General features: G+C 73.6%; 16 protein-coding genes and 1 tRNA gene. 6 read left to right on the top strand and 11 right to left on the bottom strand.

Features of this window, described 5'->3' with window-relative positions; all coding sequences use genetic code 11:
• The first annotated feature begins 81 nt into the window (after positions 1–81).
• From ACH4S8_RS11220 to ACH4S8_RS11210, 3 genes are all read left to right on the top strand, one after another.
• Positions 82–158: transfer RNA gene (locus ACH4S8_RS11220), tRNA-Ile, on the top strand.
• Entirely contained in the window at positions 131–259 is a 129-nt protein-coding gene (locus tag ACH4S8_RS11215; RefSeq protein WP_398392457.1) for a hypothetical protein, read from the top strand. Before ACH4S8_RS11220 ends, ACH4S8_RS11215 begins: the two co-directional genes overlap by 28 nt.
• A gap of 436 nt (positions 260–695) precedes the next feature.
• A complete protein-coding gene (locus tag ACH4S8_RS11210) occupies positions 696–1,892 on the top strand; it encodes a helix-turn-helix domain-containing protein (RefSeq protein WP_398392456.1) in 1,197 nt (398 codons plus the stop codon).
• A gap of 233 nt (positions 1,893–2,125) precedes the next feature.
• On the opposite strand, the gene ACH4S8_RS11205 is transcribed toward ACH4S8_RS11210, so the two are convergent.
• The 7 genes from ACH4S8_RS11205 to ACH4S8_RS11175 all read right to left on the bottom strand — a co-directional run bounded on the left by ACH4S8_RS11205 (position 2,126) and on the right by ACH4S8_RS11175 (position 8,749).
• A complete protein-coding gene (locus tag ACH4S8_RS11205; protein WP_398392455.1) occupies positions 2,126–2,902 on the bottom strand; it encodes a D-Ala-D-Ala carboxypeptidase family metallohydrolase in 777 nt (258 codons plus the stop codon).
• Positions 2,903–2,946: 44 nt separating this feature from the next.
• The gene (locus tag ACH4S8_RS11200; RefSeq protein WP_398392454.1) at positions 2,947–3,360 is read right to left on the bottom strand and encodes a hypothetical protein; all 414 of its coding nucleotides are present in this window, start codon (positions 3,358–3,360) and stop codon (positions 2,947–2,949) included.
• Between the two features lie 33 nt (positions 3,361–3,393).
• Positions 3,394–3,783, bottom strand: coding sequence for a hypothetical protein (locus ACH4S8_RS11195; RefSeq protein WP_398392453.1), 390 nt, complete (start codon positions 3,781–3,783; stop codon positions 3,394–3,396).
• Between the two features lie 38 nt (positions 3,784–3,821).
• Positions 3,822–5,168 (bottom strand): GH25 family lysozyme, encoded by a 1,347-nt coding sequence (locus tag ACH4S8_RS11190; protein WP_398392452.1) that lies wholly within the window; start codon positions 5,166–5,168, stop codon positions 3,822–3,824.
• 322 nt (positions 5,169–5,490) lie between these two features.
• Positions 5,491–5,727, bottom strand: coding sequence for a hypothetical protein (locus ACH4S8_RS11185; RefSeq protein WP_398392451.1), 237 nt, complete (start codon positions 5,725–5,727; stop codon positions 5,491–5,493).
• Between the two features lie 454 nt (positions 5,728–6,181).
• Complete coding sequence (locus tag ACH4S8_RS11180; protein ID WP_398392450.1) at positions 6,182–7,687, bottom strand: GAF domain-containing protein; 1,506 nt, start codon at positions 7,685–7,687, stop codon at positions 6,182–6,184.
• Positions 7,688–7,711: 24 nt separating this feature from the next.
• Entirely contained in the window at positions 7,712–8,749 is a 1,038-nt protein-coding gene (locus ACH4S8_RS11175; RefSeq protein ID WP_328452794.1) for a rod shape-determining protein, read from the bottom strand.
• A gap of 515 nt (positions 8,750–9,264) precedes the next feature.
• Here ACH4S8_RS11175 and ACH4S8_RS11170 point away from each other — a divergent pair.
• The gene (locus ACH4S8_RS11170; protein ID WP_398392449.1) at positions 9,265–12,909 is read left to right on the top strand and encodes a S8 family serine peptidase; all 3,645 of its coding nucleotides are present in this window, start codon (positions 9,265–9,267) and stop codon (positions 12,907–12,909) included.
• A gap of 180 nt (positions 12,910–13,089) precedes the next feature.
• On the opposite strand, the gene ACH4S8_RS11165 is transcribed toward ACH4S8_RS11170, so the two are convergent.
• Both ACH4S8_RS11165 and ACH4S8_RS11160 read right to left on the bottom strand, forming a co-directional pair.
• Positions 13,090–14,481, bottom strand: a complete 1,392-nt coding sequence (locus ACH4S8_RS11165; protein WP_398392448.1) for a carboxyl transferase domain-containing protein — start codon at positions 14,479–14,481, stop codon at positions 13,090–13,092.
• A complete protein-coding gene (locus tag ACH4S8_RS11160) occupies positions 14,474–16,042 on the bottom strand; it encodes an acyl-CoA synthetase (protein ID WP_398392447.1) in 1,569 nt (522 codons plus the stop codon). The genes ACH4S8_RS11165 and ACH4S8_RS11160 overlap by 8 nt, the downstream gene beginning before the upstream one ends.
• A 389-nt stretch (positions 16,043–16,431) precedes the next feature.
• Between ACH4S8_RS11160 and ACH4S8_RS11155 the strand changes: the two genes are divergently transcribed.
• On the top strand, positions 16,432–17,157 hold the full coding sequence (locus tag ACH4S8_RS11155) for a toxin-antitoxin system, toxin component (protein ID WP_398392446.1): 726 nt from the start codon (positions 16,432–16,434) through the stop codon (positions 17,155–17,157).
• Between the two features lie 138 nt (positions 17,158–17,295).
• On the opposite strand, the gene ACH4S8_RS11150 is transcribed toward ACH4S8_RS11155, so the two are convergent.
• A complete protein-coding gene (locus ACH4S8_RS11150) occupies positions 17,296–18,402 on the bottom strand; it encodes a MerR family transcriptional regulator (protein WP_398392445.1) in 1,107 nt (368 codons plus the stop codon).
• 233 nt (positions 18,403–18,635) lie between these two features.
• On the opposite strand from ACH4S8_RS11150, the gene ACH4S8_RS11145 reads away from it, so the two are divergent.
• A complete protein-coding gene (locus ACH4S8_RS11145) occupies positions 18,636–19,511 on the top strand; it encodes a RimK family alpha-L-glutamate ligase (protein WP_398392444.1) in 876 nt (291 codons plus the stop codon).
• 156 nt (positions 19,512–19,667) lie between these two features.
• On the opposite strand, the gene ACH4S8_RS11140 is transcribed toward ACH4S8_RS11145, so the two are convergent.
• On the bottom strand, positions 19,668–20,297 hold the full coding sequence (locus ACH4S8_RS11140; RefSeq protein ID WP_398392443.1) for a hypothetical protein: 630 nt from the start codon (positions 20,295–20,297) through the stop codon (positions 19,668–19,670).
• Positions 20,298–20,354 lie beyond the last annotated feature (57 nt).

Raw genomic sequence — 20,354 nt, 5'->3', positions numbered from 1 at the left:
CCGACCAGCCGGAGCAGGAGATCGTATGAGCGGCTATGCTGCGGCAGACGGCGCGCACAAATGTGCGCGGCGCGCCGTAACGGGGCGGTAGCTCAGCCGGTTAGAGCAGCGGACTCATAATCCGTCGGCCGTGGGTTCGAGTCCCACCCGCCCCACCACGCAGACCTCGGCCCCGGCCGTCGCCGGCTTCCGGGACGGCTGCCCCGAGGCGGGGCGCGGAGCGGTCCAGGAGCCCGGAGACGGCCAGGAGGCCCCCTGAGGCCCCGAGGGTCGCGGAGTGATCCGGAAGGCCGTCGAGAGCCCCGGACGCCCACCCCGGGACGTGAGCGAGATCCCTCGTCCGGTCATGAGCCTGTCCGTCGTCCGGCCGGAGTGTGTCTGTCGTCCGGTCGGAGTGCGTCCGTCGTCCCGCGGCCCGTGTGCCGGTGCGATCCCGATCCGTCGCCTCCCTGTCCGCCGGACACCGCACGTCAACCTCATGGCGCGAGCTCACACCCATGCCCGTGCGTGATCGTCGGCAGAGGCCGGCCGGAGCCGAGGTGAACGCCGTGACGGCGGTCCCGTCTGTCGACACTTTTTCAAATACCGTCTTTGAAGAGGTCGTTGGCGATCGCGTTCCGGCACTCAAAGGGCGGACACAGGTTTCCGCGGTGTAGCTTCTACCCGTCAGTAGAGGCTTGAGCAAGGGTGGATGCGTGGCTGCCCCTTCGCAAACCGAAAAGTTCGCCGCCTGCCTTCGGATGCTGAAGGACCGCAGTGGCCGGGGCTATGACCGTCTCGGCAAGGAGGCGGGCGTCAGCGGTTCCAGTCTGCATCGGTACTGCTCCGGCCTCGGCGTCCCGACGGACTACCGGGTCGTGCACTCCTTCGCCAAGGTGTGCGGAGCCAGTCCGGAGGAGCTCCGCGAACTGCACCGCCTGTGGGCGCTGGCGGACACCGAACGGAACGCACCGGCCGCGACCGCGGCGGCTGCGGCGACCGGTGTGTCGCCCGCGACCGGTGGGTCCGCGGTGACCGGCGAGGACGAGGCGGCTGTGGCACCGGTTGTGCTTCCGGTACCGGATCCGGCATCGGTTCCGGCCCCGCAGCCGGGATCCGGAGGCCCGATCGTGCCCGCGCAGGCGGGTTCCGGACCGGGCGACATCCTCACGCCGGACATCACCCCCGCCGGGGACGTGGAGCCGCGACGGCCCCGGGTGCCCGAGAGGCTGTCCTCCCGCTTCGCGGTGCTGGCCGCCGCGGTCGTGGTCGTGACCGCTCTGGTGGCCGGTTTCGTGTGGATGCCCGGCGATCCCTCGCCGCCCGCCGACGAGGGGCTGCTGTACTCCTCCGCGTGCAGGACGGTCAGCATGGGACAGCACGACGAGTGCGTGCGCGAGGTCCAGGAACTGCTGGTGCGGGCCGGGGGCCGGCTCGCCGTCGACGGGGACTTCGGGCCCGAGACCCTGAACAGACTGACCGCGTTCCAGGTGCTGGCGGGCATGCCGGCCCGCAGTGTGGTCGACGAGCCCACCAAGAAGGCGCTCTACGCGCACAAGGTGCGCATGGCGACCTGGTCGAAGGACAGGGTGGCGAAGCGGATCCGCGAGGTGTTCACCGAGGACCCCCGCACCGCCGTGGCCATCGCCCGCTGCGCCTCGTTCCTCGACCCGCTGTGGGTGCTGCCCAACACCAACGGCAGCCGCAACTGGGGCGTGTTCCAGATCTCCGACGTCCGCCTGCGGGAACTCGGCGGCACGCCGCTGCGGGCGTTCGACCCGGAGTGGAACATCCAGGCGGCCCACCGGCTGTGGCGCGTCCGGCACGACTTCCACGACTGGCCGTCCTGCGAGGCGGCGCTGAAGGACACGAAGGACGCGAAGGATGCGAAGGACGCCCCGAAGGGCACCTGAAGAGCTGACGGCGCGAAGGACGCCCCGGAAGAGCCGAGGTCCGGAAGCACGACACGAGCCCGAACGCCGGGCGCCCGAGCACCGGGCGCCCCAACGCCGAGTGCCGAGCGCCCGGACGCCGGGCGACGAGACGCGCAAGGGCGGAACGCCCGGGTACTTCCCCGCGGTACCCGGGTGATCCGCCTCCGGATCGCCCGGTGCCGGGGATCGGCCCCGGGCGATCCGCGACGGCGTCAGACCGTGCCGCTCTCCCACCACCAGTCGCGGCCGAGGTCGGCCCGGCTGTCGACGTGCTGGTGGTCGACGGTGTACCGCTCCAGACCGGAGAACCCGCAGGTCTCCGCCTTCTGGTAGACGGTCTTGGTGGCCACGCCGGGCACGTCGAGGTCGGCCGCGGTGCCGTACAGGTGCATGCTGTCGCTGGCCCCGCCGATGTCGGCGTTGTGCGCGATGCTGCGGAAGCCGGAGTTGACCGTGATCGGCTTGTCACCCAGCTTCTTGCGCAGCGCCTCCAGCTTGTACATGCAGCGCCGGGCGTTCTCCTTCGTGGCCGCCGCGCTCAGCTTGCCGCCGTCGAAGGTGCCGTTCGACTGGTCGACGAACTCGCTCCAGTTGAAGTGGGCCGTGGAACCGTCCGACTGCTCCAGCGCGTTGAGCTTCGCCTGGGTGTTGGGACCGGCGACCCCGTCGTCGTCGAGACCGTACGCGGCCTGGAACCGCTTGACGGCCGCGGCCGTGCCGGGACCGAAGTCACCGTCGAGGCCGACCCGGGTGTGGCTTGCGCTGTCGGCCGCCCAGCCCGAGACCCGGATCTGCAGCTCCAGCACGTCGGCGCCGCTGTCGCCCTGCTTCATGGTGCGCGACCACGAGTAGGCCTGCGCGGTACCGGAGAGCAGCAGCGGGCCGAACGCCAGGCCGGCGCCGACGGCCAGCGTGCCGCGCAGCATGCTGCGGCGGTCGAGGGAGCGACTGCCGAGGGAGCGGCCGGCGGAGCGGAACAGGAAAGTCATCGTCGTCCTTTCGGAACGGTGGTGCGAGAAGGAGCGGAAAGAGGTCAGTAGGCGAGCTGGAAGTTCACGTTCTGCGCGTCGGTGTCATAGGGGCCGACGCGCAGGACGAAGCGGGTGCCGTCCTTGACGTCGGTGGCGACGGTCGCCCACGGGGTGCCGTGGAGGGAGTACTTGTTGTCGTTGTTGCACTTGTCGGTGTGGTCGATGAACACCACGCAGGCGTACAGGAACCCCTGGTCGTCCGTGGTGAGCCGCATGTTGATGTCACCGCACCGCGAGGACGTGGTGTAGGGGCCGTACTCCTTGGGTCCCACGTGGTAGCGGTAGTTCAGGTCCTTCGCGCCGCCGTAGCAGCTGGTCGCCGCGGCCGAGGACTGTGCGGCGGCGGGCGCGGCACCCGCTCCCAGCAGTGCGGCCACGGTGACGAGAGCCGAGGCGAGCGCCCTGGTCCTGATCATGGTGGTCTCCGTTCGGTGAAGTGGGTGAGGGGGTCAGAAGGCGATCTGGAAGGTGGCGGAACTGCCTTCCAGGTCGACGCCGTTGGGCACGGTGAACCTGGTTCCGTTCAGGACGTCGGTGGCGATGGTCGTCCAGCTCCGGCCGATCTTGGTCCAGTGGTTGCAGGCGCCGACCTTCTCGAACTGCACGCAGGCCCAGCCGAAATCGGCGTCGCCGCCGGTCATCCGCATGTTGATGTCCGTGCAGCGGCTCGTGGTCACGTACGGGCCGAAGTCGCGGACCTCCCCGTAGTGCACCGTGACCGCTCCGCCGTAACAGCTCGTGGCGGCGGTGGCGGTGGCGGCCGAGGCGGGCGCCGGAACGGTGAAGCCCAGGGCGACGAGCAGGGCGACGAGGGACGCGCGGGCGAACCGGGCGGTCATGGGGACGCTCCTCGGTACGGCGACGGTGGCGGCCGGGATCACCGGTTGGCCAGCCGGTCGAGATCGGCCTGGGTGCCGTTGAACACGTCCCCGGTCGCAGGCGCCCGCAGGCCCGGGAAGACCGCGGCGTCGGTGTACTGCCACATCGCCCAGGTCGTCGAGCCGTTCGGCAGCGGCGGCTGGGTGATCGACTGGCGGTAGTCCGCGAGCTGCAGCGGATACCGGGCGAAGGCGGTGGTCGAACCCATGCAGTCGTCCAGGAAGGACTTCTGGGTGTAGATCATCGGGACGCGGCCGAAGGCGCTCTCCACCCGGTCGAGCCAGGCCTTGGCGTCGGCCACCGTGCCGTAGGTGGGACAGCGCCCGCTGCCGTCGTCCATGCGCTCCAGGTCGAAGATCGGAGGCAGGTCGCCCGCGCGCTTCCCGGTGTAACCGGTCGCCCGCACGGCGGCGATGAACCGGTCGGCCTGCGCGGCACCCGTGTCGGCCGCCGTGCCCGTGTAGAAGTGGTACGGCGCGACGGCCAGCCCCGCCGCCCTGGCCGCCTCGAGGTCGGTGGCGAGGTATTCGTCGGTGACGTTCATGCCCCGGGTGGCCTTGACCGTCGCGAACTCGACGCCCGAGGCCCGCACGGCCTTCCAGTCGATCGGCGCACCGCCCGGGTGCTGGTACTTGGCCGTGTCCAGCCCGTCGATCGGGTGGCCGGCCGGGTGGGGCGGGACACAGTACGTGTTACGGCTGGACCAGTCGACCAGCTTCGCCCAGGTGTTCGGGCCGACCGTGCCGTCGGCGCTGAGGTTGGCGCAGTGCTGGAGTTCGACGACCCGGTCCGCGGTGCCGCCCCCGAAGTCGCCGTCGATGGTCAGCGGCGGGTAGTGGAACGGCTCCATGGCGAGGTTCAGACGGCACTGGACCTCCTTGACCTCATCGCCCTTCGCGCCCTGCTTCAGGGTCGGGCGCGTGTCGGTGTGGCCGCACACGGTCGCCTGCGCCGTGCCCGCCGCGCCCTGGGTCGCGCAGGTGTGCGGCTGGGCGGCCCAGGTGTTCAGCGCCGCCCAGGTGTTCGGGCCGAGCACGCCGTCCGCGCTCAGCCCGGCGCACCGCTGGAACTCCTTGACCCGCGTCTCCGTCCCCGATCCGAACGAGCCGTCCGCCGCGATCGGCGCGTACCGGCTCGGCTTGGTCGCCAGGTCGAGTTCGCACTGCGCCTCGACCGTCGCGTCCCCCGTGGATCCCTGCTTCAGCGTGGGCTGCTCGCTCGTGTGCCCGCAGACCGCGACCGCGGCGGCCGTGGCCGGTGCCGCCTGCACCGCCGCCGACCCGGACAGGGGCAGGACCGCTGCCACGGCGAGGGTCAGGCCCCGCAGTAGCGTCCTTGTTCCCATCTGGTGTTCCCCCTCTGGTCATCGGCCGGGAGATCCCGGCCGCCGGCCATGCTGGCAGCGCCTGCCCTGGGGGTGGATCCTCTGGCTCCGGATCGGGACGGCGGGACAGTCCCACGCCTGTGACCTGTGGGAACGCATCACCGCTGGGACGGTCGTGGGACACGGCGGGCCACGGGGGCGACCCGGCCGCGGGCATGCCGGGCGGCACCGTCCGGCGGCCCCCTCCCGTGAGGGGGTTTCGGGTCCCGGGGGACCGCCGGCCGGTGTTCCGGCGCACTGCCGCCGCGCCGGTCCCGCGGCTCCCGGCGTGCGGGGCGGACGGTCAGGTGCCCGCGGCCCGCTTCTCGGCGAGGAACGCCACCAGTTCCCCGGGCACGAGGTGCCCGGCTTCCGGTTCTTCCCATTGGACGGGGTGGATGCCGTGGTCCGTGAGGCCCCGCACGAACTCCTCGGGCAGCCTGTCGCCCTCCACCAGGTGGAGATCGAGGAGGGCCTTTCGCGCCGAAGGATCCAGTGCTTCCCACCACTGCGTGACGCGCGCTCCGTGTCTGCTGTTCATGCGTTCCAGGTGAACACGGACGGGCCCGCGAGACAGGGACCACGGTCGGGCGCGTTGCCCGTGCGCGGGGGCCGGTGACGGAACATCCTGCTCGGAGGGTAGGAGGGGCACATCCGTGGGCACCATGCGTCTATGCGCGTCGACGAGGACGCCGGTCCCATTCGTCATGAGGAGGGGTCATGAACCGTCAGGTCCGGATTCGCGTCAACCGCCGGCCCGCCGCTTCGCGCGAGATGCCGATCGACCGCAGGACGCCGTCGGGGCGCCTGCTGCCGTACTGACCCACCCTCGGCCACAGCAGTACGGCCCGCCGGGCGGGGCACCCGGCGGGCCGCGTCGTGTCGGGAGGACGGGGTCCGTCCGGGAGAGTCCGCTCCCGGGTCGCACGCCGGCGGTTGTCCGGACCCCTGCCGACGGTTGTCCGGACCCCCCGTGCCCGGTCGGCTCCCGGCCGCTAGAGCGCCGACTGCCAGGTGACGTCCGTGCCGTTCGGGACGCCGTCGCCGTCGCCGTCGTCGTGGACGGTCAGCCGGACCCCGGGCCGGCCGTCGGGCAGGGGCACCGTCACATCGACGACGACCTCGATCCGTGACACCCCGGAGCGCCGCGAGGCGGCGGCCAGTGCGCGCCGCAGCACGGCGAGCAGCCGGCCGGCCACCGGATCCGTGATCGTGTTCTCCACCGGGCCGGCGAACCGGGTGGACGGCCGGACGCCGAGAACCGCCGCCGCGCCGGCCGTCTCGCGCAGTACCTTCCCGCGGAACGTGGTGGGGGCGTCGGCCGGCGGCTGCTGCAGCGCGAAGATCGCGGTGCGTACCTCCTGGACCGTGGCCTCCAGTTCGTCGACCGCCCGGCCGAGGGCCGCGGACACCTCCTCGGCCCCGCCGTCACCGCCCTCGCCGTCCCCCCTCGCGTGCGCGGCGTTCCTGCGCTGGGTGGACTCCAGCATCATCCCGGTCGCGAAGAGTCGCTGTACGACCAGATCGTGCAGGTCACGGGCGATACGGTCCCGGTCCTCGTACACCGCGAGGAGTTCACGGCTGTGCCGGGCGTCGGCGAGGACCAGGGCGAGCGCGGCCTGCGAGGCGAACTGGGTGGCCAGCAGGCGTTCGACCTCCGTGTACGGGCGGTCGCCGCGCCCGCGCGGGAGGGCCAGCGTGCCGATGAGCCGGCCCTCGGTCTGCAGGGGCAGCAGCATGCTCGGCCCGAACCGGGACCGTACGGGGGTGGTGAACCTCGGGTCGGTCGCCGAGTCCTCGATGAACACCGGCTCCCCGCCCAGGAGTTGTTCGAGGAGGGGGCTGCCGGGTGCGATGGTGGTGCCCACGATGCCGACGGGATCCCCGGGGACGGAGGCGACCACGATCTTCATACCGCCGTCGCCCGTGGGCTCGAGGATGATCCCCGCCGCGGCCCCAGCGAGCATCCGGGCGCGCTCGGCCACCGTCGCCAGCGCGTCGGCGCCGGTCCCGCCGCTGAGCAGGGTGGTGGTGACGGCGGCGACGCCCTCGATCCAGCGCTCCCGCTGCCGGGCCGTCTCGTACAGCCGGGCGTTGCCGATCGCGATACCGGCCTGTGTGGCGAGCAGGCGCACCAGCTCTTCGTCCTCACGGGTCACCGGCCCGGTCGGCTTGTCCGCGAGGCAGAGGTTGCCGAACACCTCGTCGTCGACCCGGATGGGAACGTCCAGGCAGATGTCGGACTCGAGGAAGTCCTCGGGCCCGGGCGCCTCCGGCTCCCCGGACGCGGGGCCGGCCTCCGGGGCGGGCGGTCCCGCCGTGCGGATCCGTACCAGCCCGTCCCGCGCCGGGTCCCGCATCCCCAGCACCGCGTACCGGGCCCCGGTCAGTTCGGCCGCGGCGTCCACGATCCGCTGCAGGGTCGCGCGCAGTTCGAGCTCGCCGCCGACGCTGAGGACCGCCTCGAGAAGGGGCGTGAGACCGGGCACGGGATCGGTCATACGAGGCCCTCGGGCGCCGGACCGTCAGTTCGCCAGCGGGTTCAGGACCATCGGCTCGATCTTGCCCTCCAGCATGTACCCGAGGCCCTGGACGGCACAGACGTCGGGCCGCTCCGCGATGTGCACGGGCACACCGGTCGCCTGCCGGAGCATCTGGTCGAGCCCGGGAAGCAGTGCGCTGCCGCCGACCATCATGATCCCGCGGTCGGCGACGTCGGCCACCAGATCGGGCGGGCAGGACCGCAGCACCTTGCCGACGCCGTCCAGCACGGCGGTCAGCGGCGTCTCGATCGCCAAGCGCACGGCTGCCGTGTCGACCTTCACGGAACGCGCGAGACCGGTCGCCACGTCCCGCCCGTGGATCTCGGTCAGCGCCGGTCCGTGCGGGGTCAGCCCGTTCCCCGACAGGGCGAGCTGCAGCGGCCGTACGGCCTGACTCGGCAGCATCAGCTCGTGCTGGTGGCGCAGGTGCTGCACGATCGCGTGGTCGACGGCCTCGCCTCCGACCGGGATGCGCTCGGCGGTGACGATCGAGCCCAGCGACAGCACGGCGAGCTGGGTCGCGGCGGCCCCGCACACCATGATCATGGTGGCCTCGGGCCGCTCGACGGGCAGTCCGCAGCCGACCGCCGCCGCGATCAGGGTGTCGACCAGCTCGACCCGCCGGGCCCCCAGCCCGACCAGCGTCTCGATCGTGGCGCGCTGCGCCAGCGGGTCCGCGTCGTGCGGGGTGCAGGCCGCGGCCCGCAGCCGGGGCTTGCGGCGCAGCGTGCGCCGGACCTTGTCGCCCAGCAGATTGCGCAGCATCCGCTGCGCCATGTCGATGTCGACGACCGTGCCGCCGGACACCGGGCGCACCACCCGGATGTAGTCGGGCGTACGGCCCGTCATCCGCTCCGCGAACTCCCCGACCGCGATCAGCGCGCCCGTCTTCGTGTTGATCGCCGCGACGCTCGGCTGGTCGACGACCAGGCCCGCGCCCCGCACCCACACGCGGGTCCGCGACGCGCCCAGGTCGACGGCGAAGTGACAGCGGCGCAGCTGCTCCAGACTGGCTGTCATGGCAGGTCCTCCCGAGTGCGCAGACCGCGGGGCTCCGCCGGGCGGCGGTCCTCTCTGGACATCCTGAGGGCATGACGCGCCGGGCGCCCCTTTTGGACGGCCGGGCGAGGCACCGCCGGACGGGTGGTCCGGCGCCGTCCGGCCGGGCCGCGTCGCCGGACGCCCGCCGCCGCGGTGAATCCGATCCCTGAACGCGATCCCGTCTCCGGACAGGAGCCTGCCGCGGCCCCGAGCCGCCCGCCGGGCTCGAACCCGCGGAGCCGGGTCCCGGCCTCCGTCGCGGAGCACCCGGAGCGACGCACCGGTCGCCGTGACAACGGCGTTGCCGCGCCCGCCACTTGAGGCTGTCCCGGTTTCTGCGGCTCCTACCGGCATGTCCTGGCGGGAAGCCGCCAGGGCGCCTTCCCGCCAGGTCCCGTCGGCGCCTTCGCGGCGGGAGCCCCCCGAGACTCTTCGCAAGTACCGGGCGCCACCCCCTGCCCGGCGCGCGCACGGCCGACGAAAAGAGGCCATGAATGACCAGAGGACCACTGATACGACCGGCGGCGCTGCTGTCGGCCGGGCTCGTGTTCGCCCTGCTGCCCGCGGGGCGGGCCGGCGCGCTCGCCGCGGCCGGCACCGCGGACACCACTCGCACCCCGGCCGCGGCGAAGGCCGCCGGCACCGCGCACACCGTCACCCTCGTGACCGGCGACAAGGTGACCGTCACCGACGTCGGCGGCGGGAAGAAGACCGTCTCCGTCGTACGTCCCCGAGGCGCCTTCGGGGCCGTGCGCACCCAGGTCGCGAACGGGACCGTCACCGTCGTACCGGACGAGGCACTGCCGTATCTGCGGGCCGGCACCCTCGACCGGCGGCTGTTCGACGTGAGCGAGCTGGTACGGCAGGGGCTCACCGACCGGCAGACCGGTGAGCTGCCGCTGATCGTGACGTACGACCCGAAGGCCCGCGCGGCCGTCCCGGGCGGCGCCGAACGCACCCGGTCGCTGCCGAGCATCCGCGGCGCGGCCCTCGACGCGGACAAGGGCCGGACCTTCTGGAAGGCGATGACCCGGCAGATGACCGGGCCGACGGGGATCGGCAAGGTCTGGCTCGACGGACGCGTCAAGGCCGACATGGCCGAGAGCAACGCGCAGATCGGCACCCCGAAGGCCTGGGAGGCCGGGCTCACCGGCAAGGGCGTGACCGTCGCCGTCCTCGACACCGGCGTCGACACGAGCCACCCCGACCTGGCCGGCCGGGTCGGGCAGACCAAGAGCTTCATCGACGGGGAGGACGTCGCCGACCGCAACGGGCACGGCACGCACGTCACCTCCACCGTCGGCGGCAGCGGCGCCGCCTCCGACGGCAAGGAGAAGGGCGTCGCCCCCGAGGCCACGCTCGCCGTCGGCAAGGTGCTCAGCGACCAGGGCTCGGGCAGCGAGTCGCAGATCATCGCCGGCATGGAGTGGGCCGCGCGGGACGTGCACGCCAAGGTGATCTCGATGAGCCTCGGCTCGACCGAGCCGAGCGACGGCACCGACCCCATGGCCGCGGCCGTCGACACCCTCTCGAAGGAGACCGGCGCCCTCTTCGTCATCGCGGCGGGCAACACCGGCGCCCCCTCCTCCATCGGCTCGCCCGGCGCCGCCGACTCCGCCCTGACCGTCGGCGCGGTCGACTCCTCCGACCAGGCCGCCTACTTCACCAGCGCCGGTCCCCGCTACGGCGACAACGCGCTCAAGCCCGACCTCTCCGCGCCCGGCGTCGACATCCTCGCCGCCCGCTCCCAGCTCGTCGGCGGCAGTGGTTACTACACCTCCATGAGCGGTACGTCGATGGCGACGCCGCACGTCGCGGGCGTGGCCGCGCTGCTCGCCCAGGAACACCCCGACTGGGCCGGCGCACAGCTCAAGGACGCGCTGATGTCCACCTCGAAGGAACTCGACGCCTCCGTGTACCAGTTGGGTGCGGGCCGGGTGAGCGTCCCGGACGCGGTCGACGCGAAGGTCACCGCCACCGGCAGTGTCGACCTCGGCTTCGTCGGCTGGCCCTACGACGACGACAAGCCCGTCACCAGGACGATCACCTACTCCAACTCCTCCGACGCGGCGGTGCGGTTGACGCTCGCCGCGGAGGGGGCCGGCGAGGGTGTCGCCACCCTCGCCGACACCACACTCACGGTGCCCGCGCACGGCACCGCCTCCACCGCGCTCACCGGCGACGGCCGGAAGGCGCCCGTGGGCCAGACCTCCGGGCGGATCGTGGCGTCGGTGGACGGCACCCCCGTCGCGCACACCGCGTTCGGGCTGGTCAAGGAGGAGGAGCGGTACACGCTCACCGTCCATGTGAAGGACCGGGACGGCGCTCCGGCCGCGGCCTACCTCGTCGTGCAGCAGCTGGCGAAGGACGTCGACGCCTACTCCGCGGCCGTCGACGACTCCGGAACACTGAAGCTGCGGCTGCGCCCCGGCACGTACAGCCTCACGTCGTTCCTCGACGTGCGCGGCAGCCACGGCGCCGACTCCCTCGGCCTCGGCTTCCTCGCCGCACCCCAGGTCGCCCTCGACCAGGACCGCGAAGTCACCCTGGACGGAAGGACGTTGCGGGAGATCGGCGCCAAGGTCGACCGGCGCACCGAGACCCGGCAACTGATCATGGAGTACGACCGTGCCGGCGGCGGCTCCGACCTGTTCGACGCGGTCCAGCTTCCCGTCAAGTACGACAGCGTGTTCGCCGCCCCGACCGAGAAGGTCACCGAGGGCACCTTCGACTACCGGACCGTGTGGCGGCTGGGGAAGCCGCTCCTGGAGGTCGCGGGCGTCAAGGAGACGGTCGTCCAGCCGGGCACCACGTTGACCGAGGGCCGCACGAGGCTTCCGCTGGTCGACGTCGGGGACGGGCCGTTCACCGGGGTGAGCGGCAAGGCCGTGCTCGCGAAGCTCACCGACGGCGTCTCACCGGCCGCGCTCGCCCAGGCGGCCCAGGACGCGGGCGCCAAGGCCCTGTTCGTCACCGACGACGCTCCGGGCCGCCTCAACGCCTGGTTCGGCACCGACTCCTACGAGGACCGGCCGCTGCAGGTCGCCACGGTCGACATGGCGGACGCGGCACGGCTGCGCGCGCAGCGGACCGTCGACATGACCGGCACCCGCAACTCGCCGTACGTGTACGACCTTTCGCACGGCTACAAGGACGCCGTCCCGGACCACGGTCTCACCTATGAGCCCGGCCGCGGTGAACTGGCCGTGCTGGACACCAGGTTCCACGCGGTGAAGCCCGTCCCGGGCAGCGAGTACCGCTACTCGATCGCCGACCCCTTCCCGATCGGCCTCGGATTCCAGGAGCGGATCGACTACCCGGCCGAGCGCACCGACTACGTCTCCACCGGCACCGGACAGACCTGGATGGAGTCCGTGAACGTCGGGACGGGCGCGCTGGAGGAACGCAGCGGCCTGGTCGCCTACAAGGGCGGCACCCACCGGACCCTGAACTGGTTCAAGCCCGTCTGGCACCCCTGGCTCGGTACCGGACTCGGCTGGGGCCAGCAGCGCGCGGGCAACGTCATCCAGTTCAACACGCCCGGCTGGGGCGACTCCGGGCCCGACCACACCGGCTTCGGCGACGTGTGGAGCGAGGACACCGGGATGACCCAGTTCACCGCGGTCTACCAGGACGGTGTCCTGCTCGCCCGGCGGCAGAGCTCCGCGGGATACGTCTGGGACGCGCCCGCCGACGAGCACACCTACAAGGTCGTCACGGACACCACCCTCGACCCCGGGCGCTGGAAGCTCTCCACCGAGGGCCGCACCGAGTGGACCGTCCGCTCGGCGGCCACCCCGGACGACCGGTGGACCTTCCTCCCGCTCATCAACCTCGGCTACGACATCGGCACCGACCTCGCGGGCGACGTGCGCGGCGGCCGGGTGCCGGTGAGCATCCACGCCGAGTACGTGAAGGGCGCGCCGGACACCGGCACCCTCGGCGGCGGAAAGCTGGAGGTGTCCTACGACGACGGGGCCACCTGGAAGACGGTCCCGCTGACCGGCGGCCCGGCCCGCTGGAAGGGCACGCTGACCGTTCCGCGCGGCGCCTCGTTCGTGTCGCTGCGCGCCTCCGCCCACGACGACCGGGGCGGCTCGGTCGGCCAGGAGATCATCCGGGCGGTGGGCGTGCGCTGACCGGCCGCCGGGTGGCGGGCCGCCCGGGGCGGGAGCCCGCCGCCCGGTCCGTTCCCTCCGGTACACCGCCACCGCTGTGGCGGCGTGCCGGAGAGCGGGCGGCCACCCTCGTGGCGCCCGCGTGGAACAGGCGGCCGCCGGGTCCTCCGGACGGGGGGAGAGCCGGCGGCCGCCGTCCGTTCAGCTTCCGGGGCGGTGCGGCGAGATGCCCCGGATCACCCCCAGGTCCAGCAGGTCCTGCGGCCGCAGCCGGAGCTGGTCCGCGGTCGCCCGGACCTCGTCGGCGGGCCGCTTGAGGATCGCGGCCGCCGACTCCGGCGCGATGACGGAGAAGTAACTGTCCGGCGTGGCCCAGGTGTTGCCGGGAGCGGCCAGCGCCAGCGCACCGCCCGAGCCGCCCTCGCCGATCACCAGCGTGGTGACGGGCGTCCGCGCGGTGGCGACCGCCGCGAACAGGTCCGCGATCGCCGCTCCGGCCCCCTGCCGCTCGGCGTCCGCGTCGTTCGCGGCGCCCGGGGTGTCCACCAGCGTCAGGACCGGGATGCCGAGCCGCCCCGCCATCCGGACCAGCCGGGCGGCCGTGCGGTATCCGGCGGGACGGGTCGCCGTCCCGCGCTGGGCCGCGTACGCGACGGTCCGTCCGTCGTGCGCACGGCCGAAGCCGCACAGCACGCCGTCGTCGGTGCCGCCGCAGCGGTCGCCGCCGATCGCCGCCCGGCGGGTGAAGTACGCGTCCAAGTAGGCCTCGGCGCGCGGGCGTCCGCCGGCCCGGGCGCGCCGCACCGCGTCCCAGCCGGTCGCGGGCAGGTCGGTCGCCTCGCCCAGCGCGGCCGGGACCGGTGCCGCCCCGGCGGCCGGCCGGGTGAGCAGGTCCAGCCACAGGGCGAGCGCCTCCCGCAGCCCGTCCCTCGGTACGAGGGCGTCGACCGAGCCCGCCGCGACCTGCGCCTCGGCCGTGTACGCGGCCGGGTCCGCGTCCCGCGGGCGGACCCGGGACCCCGCGAAGGCGACCTGGGCGCCCGGCAGCGCCAGGGTCACGTCGGCGCCCGCACCGAGCGTGGCCCAGCCGCCGCCCGTCGTCGGGTCCCGCAGGACCGCGACCTGCGCGAGCCCGGCCTCCCTGGTGAGCGCCGACTGCCGCGCCACCCGCTGGAGCTGGGTCAGCGCGAGCATGCCCTCCTGCATCCGGCTGCCGCCCGTGGCGACGAGCGAGACGACGGGCAGCCGGTGCGTACGGGCATGGTCGTAGGCCGCCTCCAGCCGGTCGCCGGTGCGTTCGCCGAGGGAACCGCCGAGGAAGCCGAACTCGAAGGCGACGAGGACGGCGGTGACCGGGCCGAGCGGGGCCCTGCCGTCGATCGTCGTGCCGAAACTCGCCGTCCCGAAGGTCGCGGTGCCGCAGACGACGGACTCCTCCTCGCCGGTGCGGGCCGCCGCGCGCGCCCGAGCGTCGCCGTACCCCTGCCAGGAGAGCGGGCCGTCGGGCGGGAACTCTCCTGCGGGAGACGGGAGTTCGGCGAAGCTGTCGGTGATCAGGGCGATGGTCTCGCGGGCGGAGATCCGTTCAGTCACGCGGCAGCTCCCGCTTGAGGATCTTGCCCATGTCGTTGCGGGGCAGCGCCTCGACGAAGCGCACGGTGCGGGGCCGCTTGTGCGGGGCGAGGCTGCGGGCCACATGGTCGGCCAGTTCCTCGGCGGACGGCGGGGCCTGGGGGTCGAACGGGACGATCCAGGCCGCGACCCGCTCACCGAGGTCGGCGTCGCTCTCCCCGGCGACGGCGGCCTCCCGCACCCCGGGGTGTTCGAGGAGCGCGTTCTCGATCTCACCCGCGCCGATCTTGTACCCACCGCTCTTGATCAGGTCGGTGGCCTTGCGGCCGACGATACGGACCGAGCCGTCGGGTTCGAGCACCGCCATGTCGCCGGTGCGGAACCAGCCGTCGGCGGTGTACGCGGCGGCGGTGGCGTCGGGCCGGTTCAGGTACTCGGTGAACAGGTTCGGTCCGCGTACCTGGATCTCGCCGACGCTCTCGCCGTCGTGCGCACCGGCCGGGGTGCCGTCCGCCTCGTACCCGGCGATCGTCGTCCCGTCCTCCTCGACGAGCCGCAGGTCGACGCCGGGCAGCGGCACACCGACCGTGCCGGGACGGGCCGGGCCGTCCGCCCGCACGCTCGTGTTCATCAGGGTCTCCGTCATGCCGTACCGCTCGACGACCCCGCGCCCGGTCGCGGCCGTGATCCGCTCGTGGTCGTGCAGGGGCAGCGCGGCGGAGCCCGACACGAGCAGCCGCGCCCGGCCCAGCGCCTTGGCCAGCCCGGGCTCCTCGCCGAGCGCCTCGGCGAGCCGGTGGTACATCGTCGGCACCCCGAACAGCATGGTCGCCCCGGCGTCCAGCTCCCGCGCCACGCCCTCGGCGCTGAACCGGCCCAGATGCCGTACGGACCCGCCGCGCCGCAGCGGGCCCAGGATGCCGATGATCAGCCCGTGGACGTGGAACAGGGGCAGGGCGTGCACCAGCACGTCGTCGCCGGTCCACTGCCAGGCGTCGGCCAGGGCGTCCAGGGTCGCGGCGATCGCCCGGCGCGGGACGACCGCGCCCTTGGGCGGACCGGTGGTGCCGGAGGTGTAGACGACCAGGGCGGGCGAGCCGGGGTCGCGGACCGCCGCCGTCACGGTCACCACCGCCTCGGTCCCGCCGTCCGCCTCTTCCCCCGCCCGTCCTCCCGCTCCTGCTTCTTCCTCCGCCTCGTCCCCTGTCTTCGCTCCTGTCTCCGTCGTCACCTCGACGTCGATGCGGTCCAGCGCACCGAGCGGGGCGGGGAGCAGGTCCCCCGGGGCCGCGAGCACGAGGGACGGCGCGCTGTCGCCCAGGATGTGGCCGAGTTCGCTCTCCCCGGACTTCGGGTTCAGCGGCACGGCCGGCACCCCGGCGAGCAGCGCGGCGACGACACCGACGGCCGTCTCCAGGGTCGGCGTCGCCCAGACGGCGACCCTTCCGGCGCCGTCGAGCCGTGCGGCCAGCGCTCCCGCGCGGGCGGCCAGTTCCGCGTACGTCAGGGACCGGTCGCCGAAGCGGAGCGCGGACCGGTCCGCGACCGAACCGCCCAACAGGGCCGGGAAGAGGGAGAACACGAGGACTCCTTGCCGAGAGGACTTCACCGGGACGGACAGGCTTCTTCCTACACGATCGGGATCGAGGACCGGGGGGTCGGCCGCACGATCGCGCCGAGGAGGTGGAGGGGGAGAGCAGGCGCCGTGAGGATCGTCCGGAAACCGGGAACGATCGTTCGGGAACCGTGGCGTGGACGGACCCGGACACGTAGTGTCGGGCTCGCGTCACAACTTGATGAGTCAACTGCCGGGAGACCTTTGGTGAGTCAGTCCCCGCCGCACCTCCCCGAGAGACGCGAGCGCCTTGCCCCCGTCCGGGGGCGTGTGCGGGGCCCGTACGGGGCGTACCTCGCGAAGAGCGGGAGGCGGCCCGGTCTCCAGCACGTCCTGTACGGCGGGGAGGCCGAGCGATGACGACGAGGCTGGCCGGTTCCGTCGGAAGGCTCGTGGCGGCGCTGCGTCCGCGCGGAGTCCGCTCCGAGATGCGGGCGCTGGCGGTGGAACTCGGCCGGGTGCTGCGGAGAAGGATCGATACGCCCGTCGACATGCGGGAGTTGGCCGAGGCCCTCTGCGAGGAGATGAGCCGGCTCCGGGGCGGGCGCCCGGTCCAGCTCCGTTTCGAGCGCTTCCCGGACGAGATCGAAGTCACCGGTCTGTGGATGGAGTTCAGCGACTTCGACCTCGTCGTGGTCGAGGAGCGCGCCGAGACGGTGCAGCAACTCGTCATCCTCGGACACGAGTTGTGGCACATGAAGGAAGGCCATCGCGACCACCACGTGGACGGTGCCACCGCTGTCGCCCGGGCGGCCCTCTCGGACCGCTCCGGCTGGGGCGGTCCCGGACCGCGGGCGCCGTTCCGGCAGGAGGTCGCCCGTGCCGTCGCCGCCCGCGACGGATCGCGTCAGGCGGACGAGGCGCAGGCCGAGGCCTTCGGGCTGCAGCTGGCCAGTGTCTTCCGCTCCTGGGTGACCGGCTCCGGCGACAACGCCGCCGTCGACCCGGTCGGCCGCGCCATCGAGACCTCCCTCGGCTACCGCAGGCCCCCGGACCGGTCCGCGCGCCCGGTCCCGCCCGCGGCGACCGGGAACGGCCCGCGCGGTATCGGGACCGGGACCGGCCGCGGTCCGAAGGCCTGACCCGAGCGGGACCGAAGGGCTTCTCCGAGGGCCGAAGGGCCGGCCCGCGCCCGGCGAAGAGCTGCCCCGAGGACCGGGAGGGCCGAGCCGCGCGCCGAAGGGCCGGCCCGTGGACCGAAGGGCCGGCCCGTGCGCCCGCTAAGCGGACCGGTATCCGGCCGGAGGGGCCGCCTCGACCACGTCCGCGACCACGCAGCTGACGTTGTCCGGCCCGCCGGCGTCGTTCGCCGCCCCGACCAGGGCCCGGACGGCCGCGTCGGGGCCGGGGGCCGACGCGAGCAGCCGCTCGATCCCCTCGTCCGGCACGACGGTGGACAGTCCGTCGGAGCAGAGCAGGTAGCGGTCGCCCGGCCGGACGTCCTGCAGCCGCAGATCCGGTACGGGGGCGGTGGCGGTGCCCAGCGCCTTGAGCAGGAGGGAGCGCTGCGGATGCGTGGTCGCCTCCTCCGGGGTGAGACGGCCCTCGTCGATCATCGACTGGACCACCGTGTGGTCGTGGGTGATCCGGAACAGCCCGCCGTCGCGGAGCACATAGGCCCGCGAGTCCCCGATGTGGACGAGCGCCAACTGGGAGCCGGTCCACACCAGGGCCGTGAGCGTGCTGCCGGTGCCGTCCCCGTCCGGGGCCCCTGCCGTCCCGGGGCTCGGCACCAGGTCCGCCACGGCCCGGGCCGCGCCCTCCACGGCGTCCTCCAGCAGGTTGAGGACGCCCCCGGCCGACAGCGGCTCGTCGTCCAGGAACGTCAGGGCCCGTACCGCCGCCGTGCTCGCGGGCGCCCCGCCCGGACCGCAGCCGTCGGCGACCGCGAGGACACGGGCCCCCGCGTGGACGCTGTCCTGGTTCGCCTCACGGACCAGACCGGTGTCGGACAGGGCGGAGCAACGGAGTTCCAGCATGCTGGTGTCCTTTCCTCGGGACGGTGACAGATGGTTCACGAGGAACGCCGCCAGGTCCCGGCGGGCGGCCGTCTCGGCCTCGACCCCGGCCCAGTACGCGCCGATCTCCCGCGCGGCCGGTCCCGGGTCCAGGGCGCACACCTGCCGGATCCGGGCGAGCGGCATGCCGAGCCGTCGCAGCCACGCCACCAGCCGGGCCTGTTCGAGCTGGTCCGCCGCGTAGTAGCGGTACCCGGTCCCGGGGTCCACCCGGGCGGGGCGCAGCAGTTCCAGCTCGTCGTAGAGCCGCAGCGCCTTCGGCGACAGCCGGGAGGCCTTCGCGAAGGCCCCGATCGTCAGCATGTCCACACGTCCACCCCGTCACTCCCGTGCCCAGGCCGTACCCGCTCCTGGTCCTCGTTCCTCGTTCCGTCACCGATGCTGGGCCCTGCCCCTTGGTGAGGGTCAAGTGTGGCCCGGCCCGGGAGCGCGGGCGGTTGTTAGCCTGCGGCGGGGTGGTGCCGGGACGGCGTACCGGTGGGGTGCGTCCGAGGCCTGCCTCCGGTGCCGTGCACCGATGCCGTAGGAGGAGGGAGTCCGTCGTGGCCCGTATGGCGCTCGTCACGTACGACCCGGGCGAGGAGCCCGGCGCGGACCGGGATCTGCCCGTGCTGAGGGGAGCCCTGGAGGCCGCCGGGGCGGCGGCGGAGATCGTGCACTGGGACGATCCCGCGATCGACTGGGCGCGGTTCGACCTGGCGCTGATCCGGTCGACCTGGGACTACAGCCTTCGTGTGGCCGAGTTCGTGGAGTGGGCCGAGCGGTGCGCGGGGCTCACCCGGCTGATGAATCCGGCGCCGGTCGTGCGCTGGAACACGGACAAGCGGTACCTCGGGGACCTGGCGGACGCGGGGGTGCCGGTCGTGCCGACCCGGTATCTCGCGCCGGGGGACCCGGTCGAACTGCCCGGCGAGCACGAGTTCGTCGTGAAGCCCACCGCCGGGGCCGGGGCGCGTTACGCCGCCCGGTACGCGCCGAAGGAGCGGGAGACGGCCCTTCGCCAGCTCGCGCGGATGCACGCGGAAGGGCTGACCGCCATGGTCCAGCCGTATCTGGCGGACATCGACACCCGGGGCGAGCGGGCGCTCCAGTTCTTCGGCGGACAGTTGCTGCACGCCAGCCGCAAGGGAGCCGTGCTGGAGCCGGGGACGCCCTACGACGCGGACAAGACGCCCCACCCGAGGCTGGAGGCCTGGGAGCCGACCGCGGCCGAACTGGCCGTCGCGGAAAAGGCGTTGGCCGCCGTCCCGGGAGGCGCTGACCGTGTGTTCTACGCCCGGGTCGACCTCGTCGACGGCGACGACGGCGGGCCCCGGGTGATGGAACTGGAACTCGTCGAGCCGAACCTCTTCCTGTGGCTCCACCCCGGGTCGCTCCCCGTCGTCGTGGACCGGATCATCGAGGCCGCCGCCCGCTGAGGGGTGCGGCGCGGAGCCCGTCGGGCCGGGCCGCGGTCGCGGGGGCGGTCCCGTGCCCGGTGCCGTGGGTGGGCCCCGTGCCCGGTCCGTCGGCGGTCCCGTGCCCGGTCCGTCGGTGGTTCTGCGCGCGGTCCCGTGTGCGGTCCCGGCCGCGGACTACCGGCCGGGATCTCCGGGGGGCCCGGACGCGGGCCCCCTGACGCCCACCCGCTGCAGCAGCCCCCAGGTGAACTCCGCCACGCACGCGTGCGGCACGCCCGCCGCGTCGGGCGCCGTGAACGCCAGACCCCACCGGGTCGGGGCCGTGCCCTCCAGGGGCCGGGCGGGGGCGAAGGCGCGGGCCGCCTCGTCGACCGTGCAGGACCAGGGGCCCAGGTCCTCCAGGGTCTCCAGCGCCGGGGCGGGGGCGCCCGGGGCCCGTACGAGCCATTCGTTCCAGGCGACGCCGTTCGGGGCGAGCAGGACCTCGAAGCGCAGACCGGGCCACAGCGGCACCGGCCATTGCAGGGCCTCGCAGGTCAGATCGCCGATCCGGCGCTCGCACGCGGACTCGGGGGCACCGAGGACCGAGCGGTAGCGCGAGGCGGCGGAGCGGGCGCGCGGGGCGCGCAGCATCGCCTGCCAGCGCCGGTTGGCCTCGCGCATGTCCGCGATGGACACCCCCAGTTCGTGACGGGCGTCCTCGACCGGTCCGGGGTTGTGGTCGGCCATGCGGCGCAGCAGGACCAGCTGGAAGTCGAGCGGGGTGAAGGGGGAGGTGGGGCGTTCGGCCGGCATGGGGTCCATGCTCGCGCACCAGGCCCTCGCCGGGCGGGCGGTCGGCCGGTGAACCCGGAGTCGTGC

The organism is Streptomyces sp. NPDC021080, from assembly GCF_044333225.1.
In the GTDB taxonomy this organism is placed as follows: Bacteria; Actinomycetota; Actinomycetes; order Streptomycetales; family Streptomycetaceae; genus Streptomyces.
Note: the sequence above shows the minus strand (reverse complement) of the source record. Positions and strands in the feature narration are given on the sequence as shown.

What these genes read in the sequence shown, in the direction of transcription:
- ACH4S8_RS11185 (WP_398392451.1), bottom strand. Translation starts at nt 5,727, where the DNA reads ATGAACAGCAGACACGGAGCGCGCGTCACGCAGTGGTGGGAAGCACTG.
- ACH4S8_RS11190 (WP_398392452.1), bottom strand. Translation starts at nt 5,168, where the DNA reads ATGGGAACAAGGACGCTACTGCGGGGCCTGACCCTCGCCGTGGCAGCG.
- ACH4S8_RS11140 (WP_398392443.1), bottom strand. Translation starts at nt 20,297, where the DNA reads ATGGACCCCATGCCGGCCGAACGCCCCACCTCCCCCTTCACCCCGCTC.
- ACH4S8_RS11180 (WP_398392450.1), bottom strand. Translation starts at nt 7,687, where the DNA reads ATGACCGATCCCGTGCCCGGTCTCACGCCCCTTCTCGAGGCGGTCCTC.
- ACH4S8_RS11155 (WP_398392446.1), top strand. Translation starts at nt 16,432, where the DNA reads ATGACGACGAGGCTGGCCGGTTCCGTCGGAAGGCTCGTGGCGGCGCTG.
- ACH4S8_RS11175 (WP_328452794.1), bottom strand. Translation starts at nt 8,749, where the DNA reads ATGACAGCCAGTCTGGAGCAGCTGCGCCGCTGTCACTTCGCCGTCGAC.
- ACH4S8_RS11200 (WP_398392454.1), bottom strand. Translation starts at nt 3,360, where the DNA reads ATGATCAGGACCAGGGCGCTCGCCTCGGCTCTCGTCACCGTGGCCGCA.
- ACH4S8_RS11205 (WP_398392455.1), bottom strand. Translation starts at nt 2,902, where the DNA reads ATGACTTTCCTGTTCCGCTCCGCCGGCCGCTCCCTCGGCAGTCGCTCC.
- ACH4S8_RS11170 (WP_398392449.1), top strand. Translation starts at nt 9,265, where the DNA reads ATGACCAGAGGACCACTGATACGACCGGCGGCGCTGCTGTCGGCCGGG.
- ACH4S8_RS11195 (WP_398392453.1), bottom strand. Translation starts at nt 3,783, where the DNA reads ATGACCGCCCGGTTCGCCCGCGCGTCCCTCGTCGCCCTGCTCGTCGCC.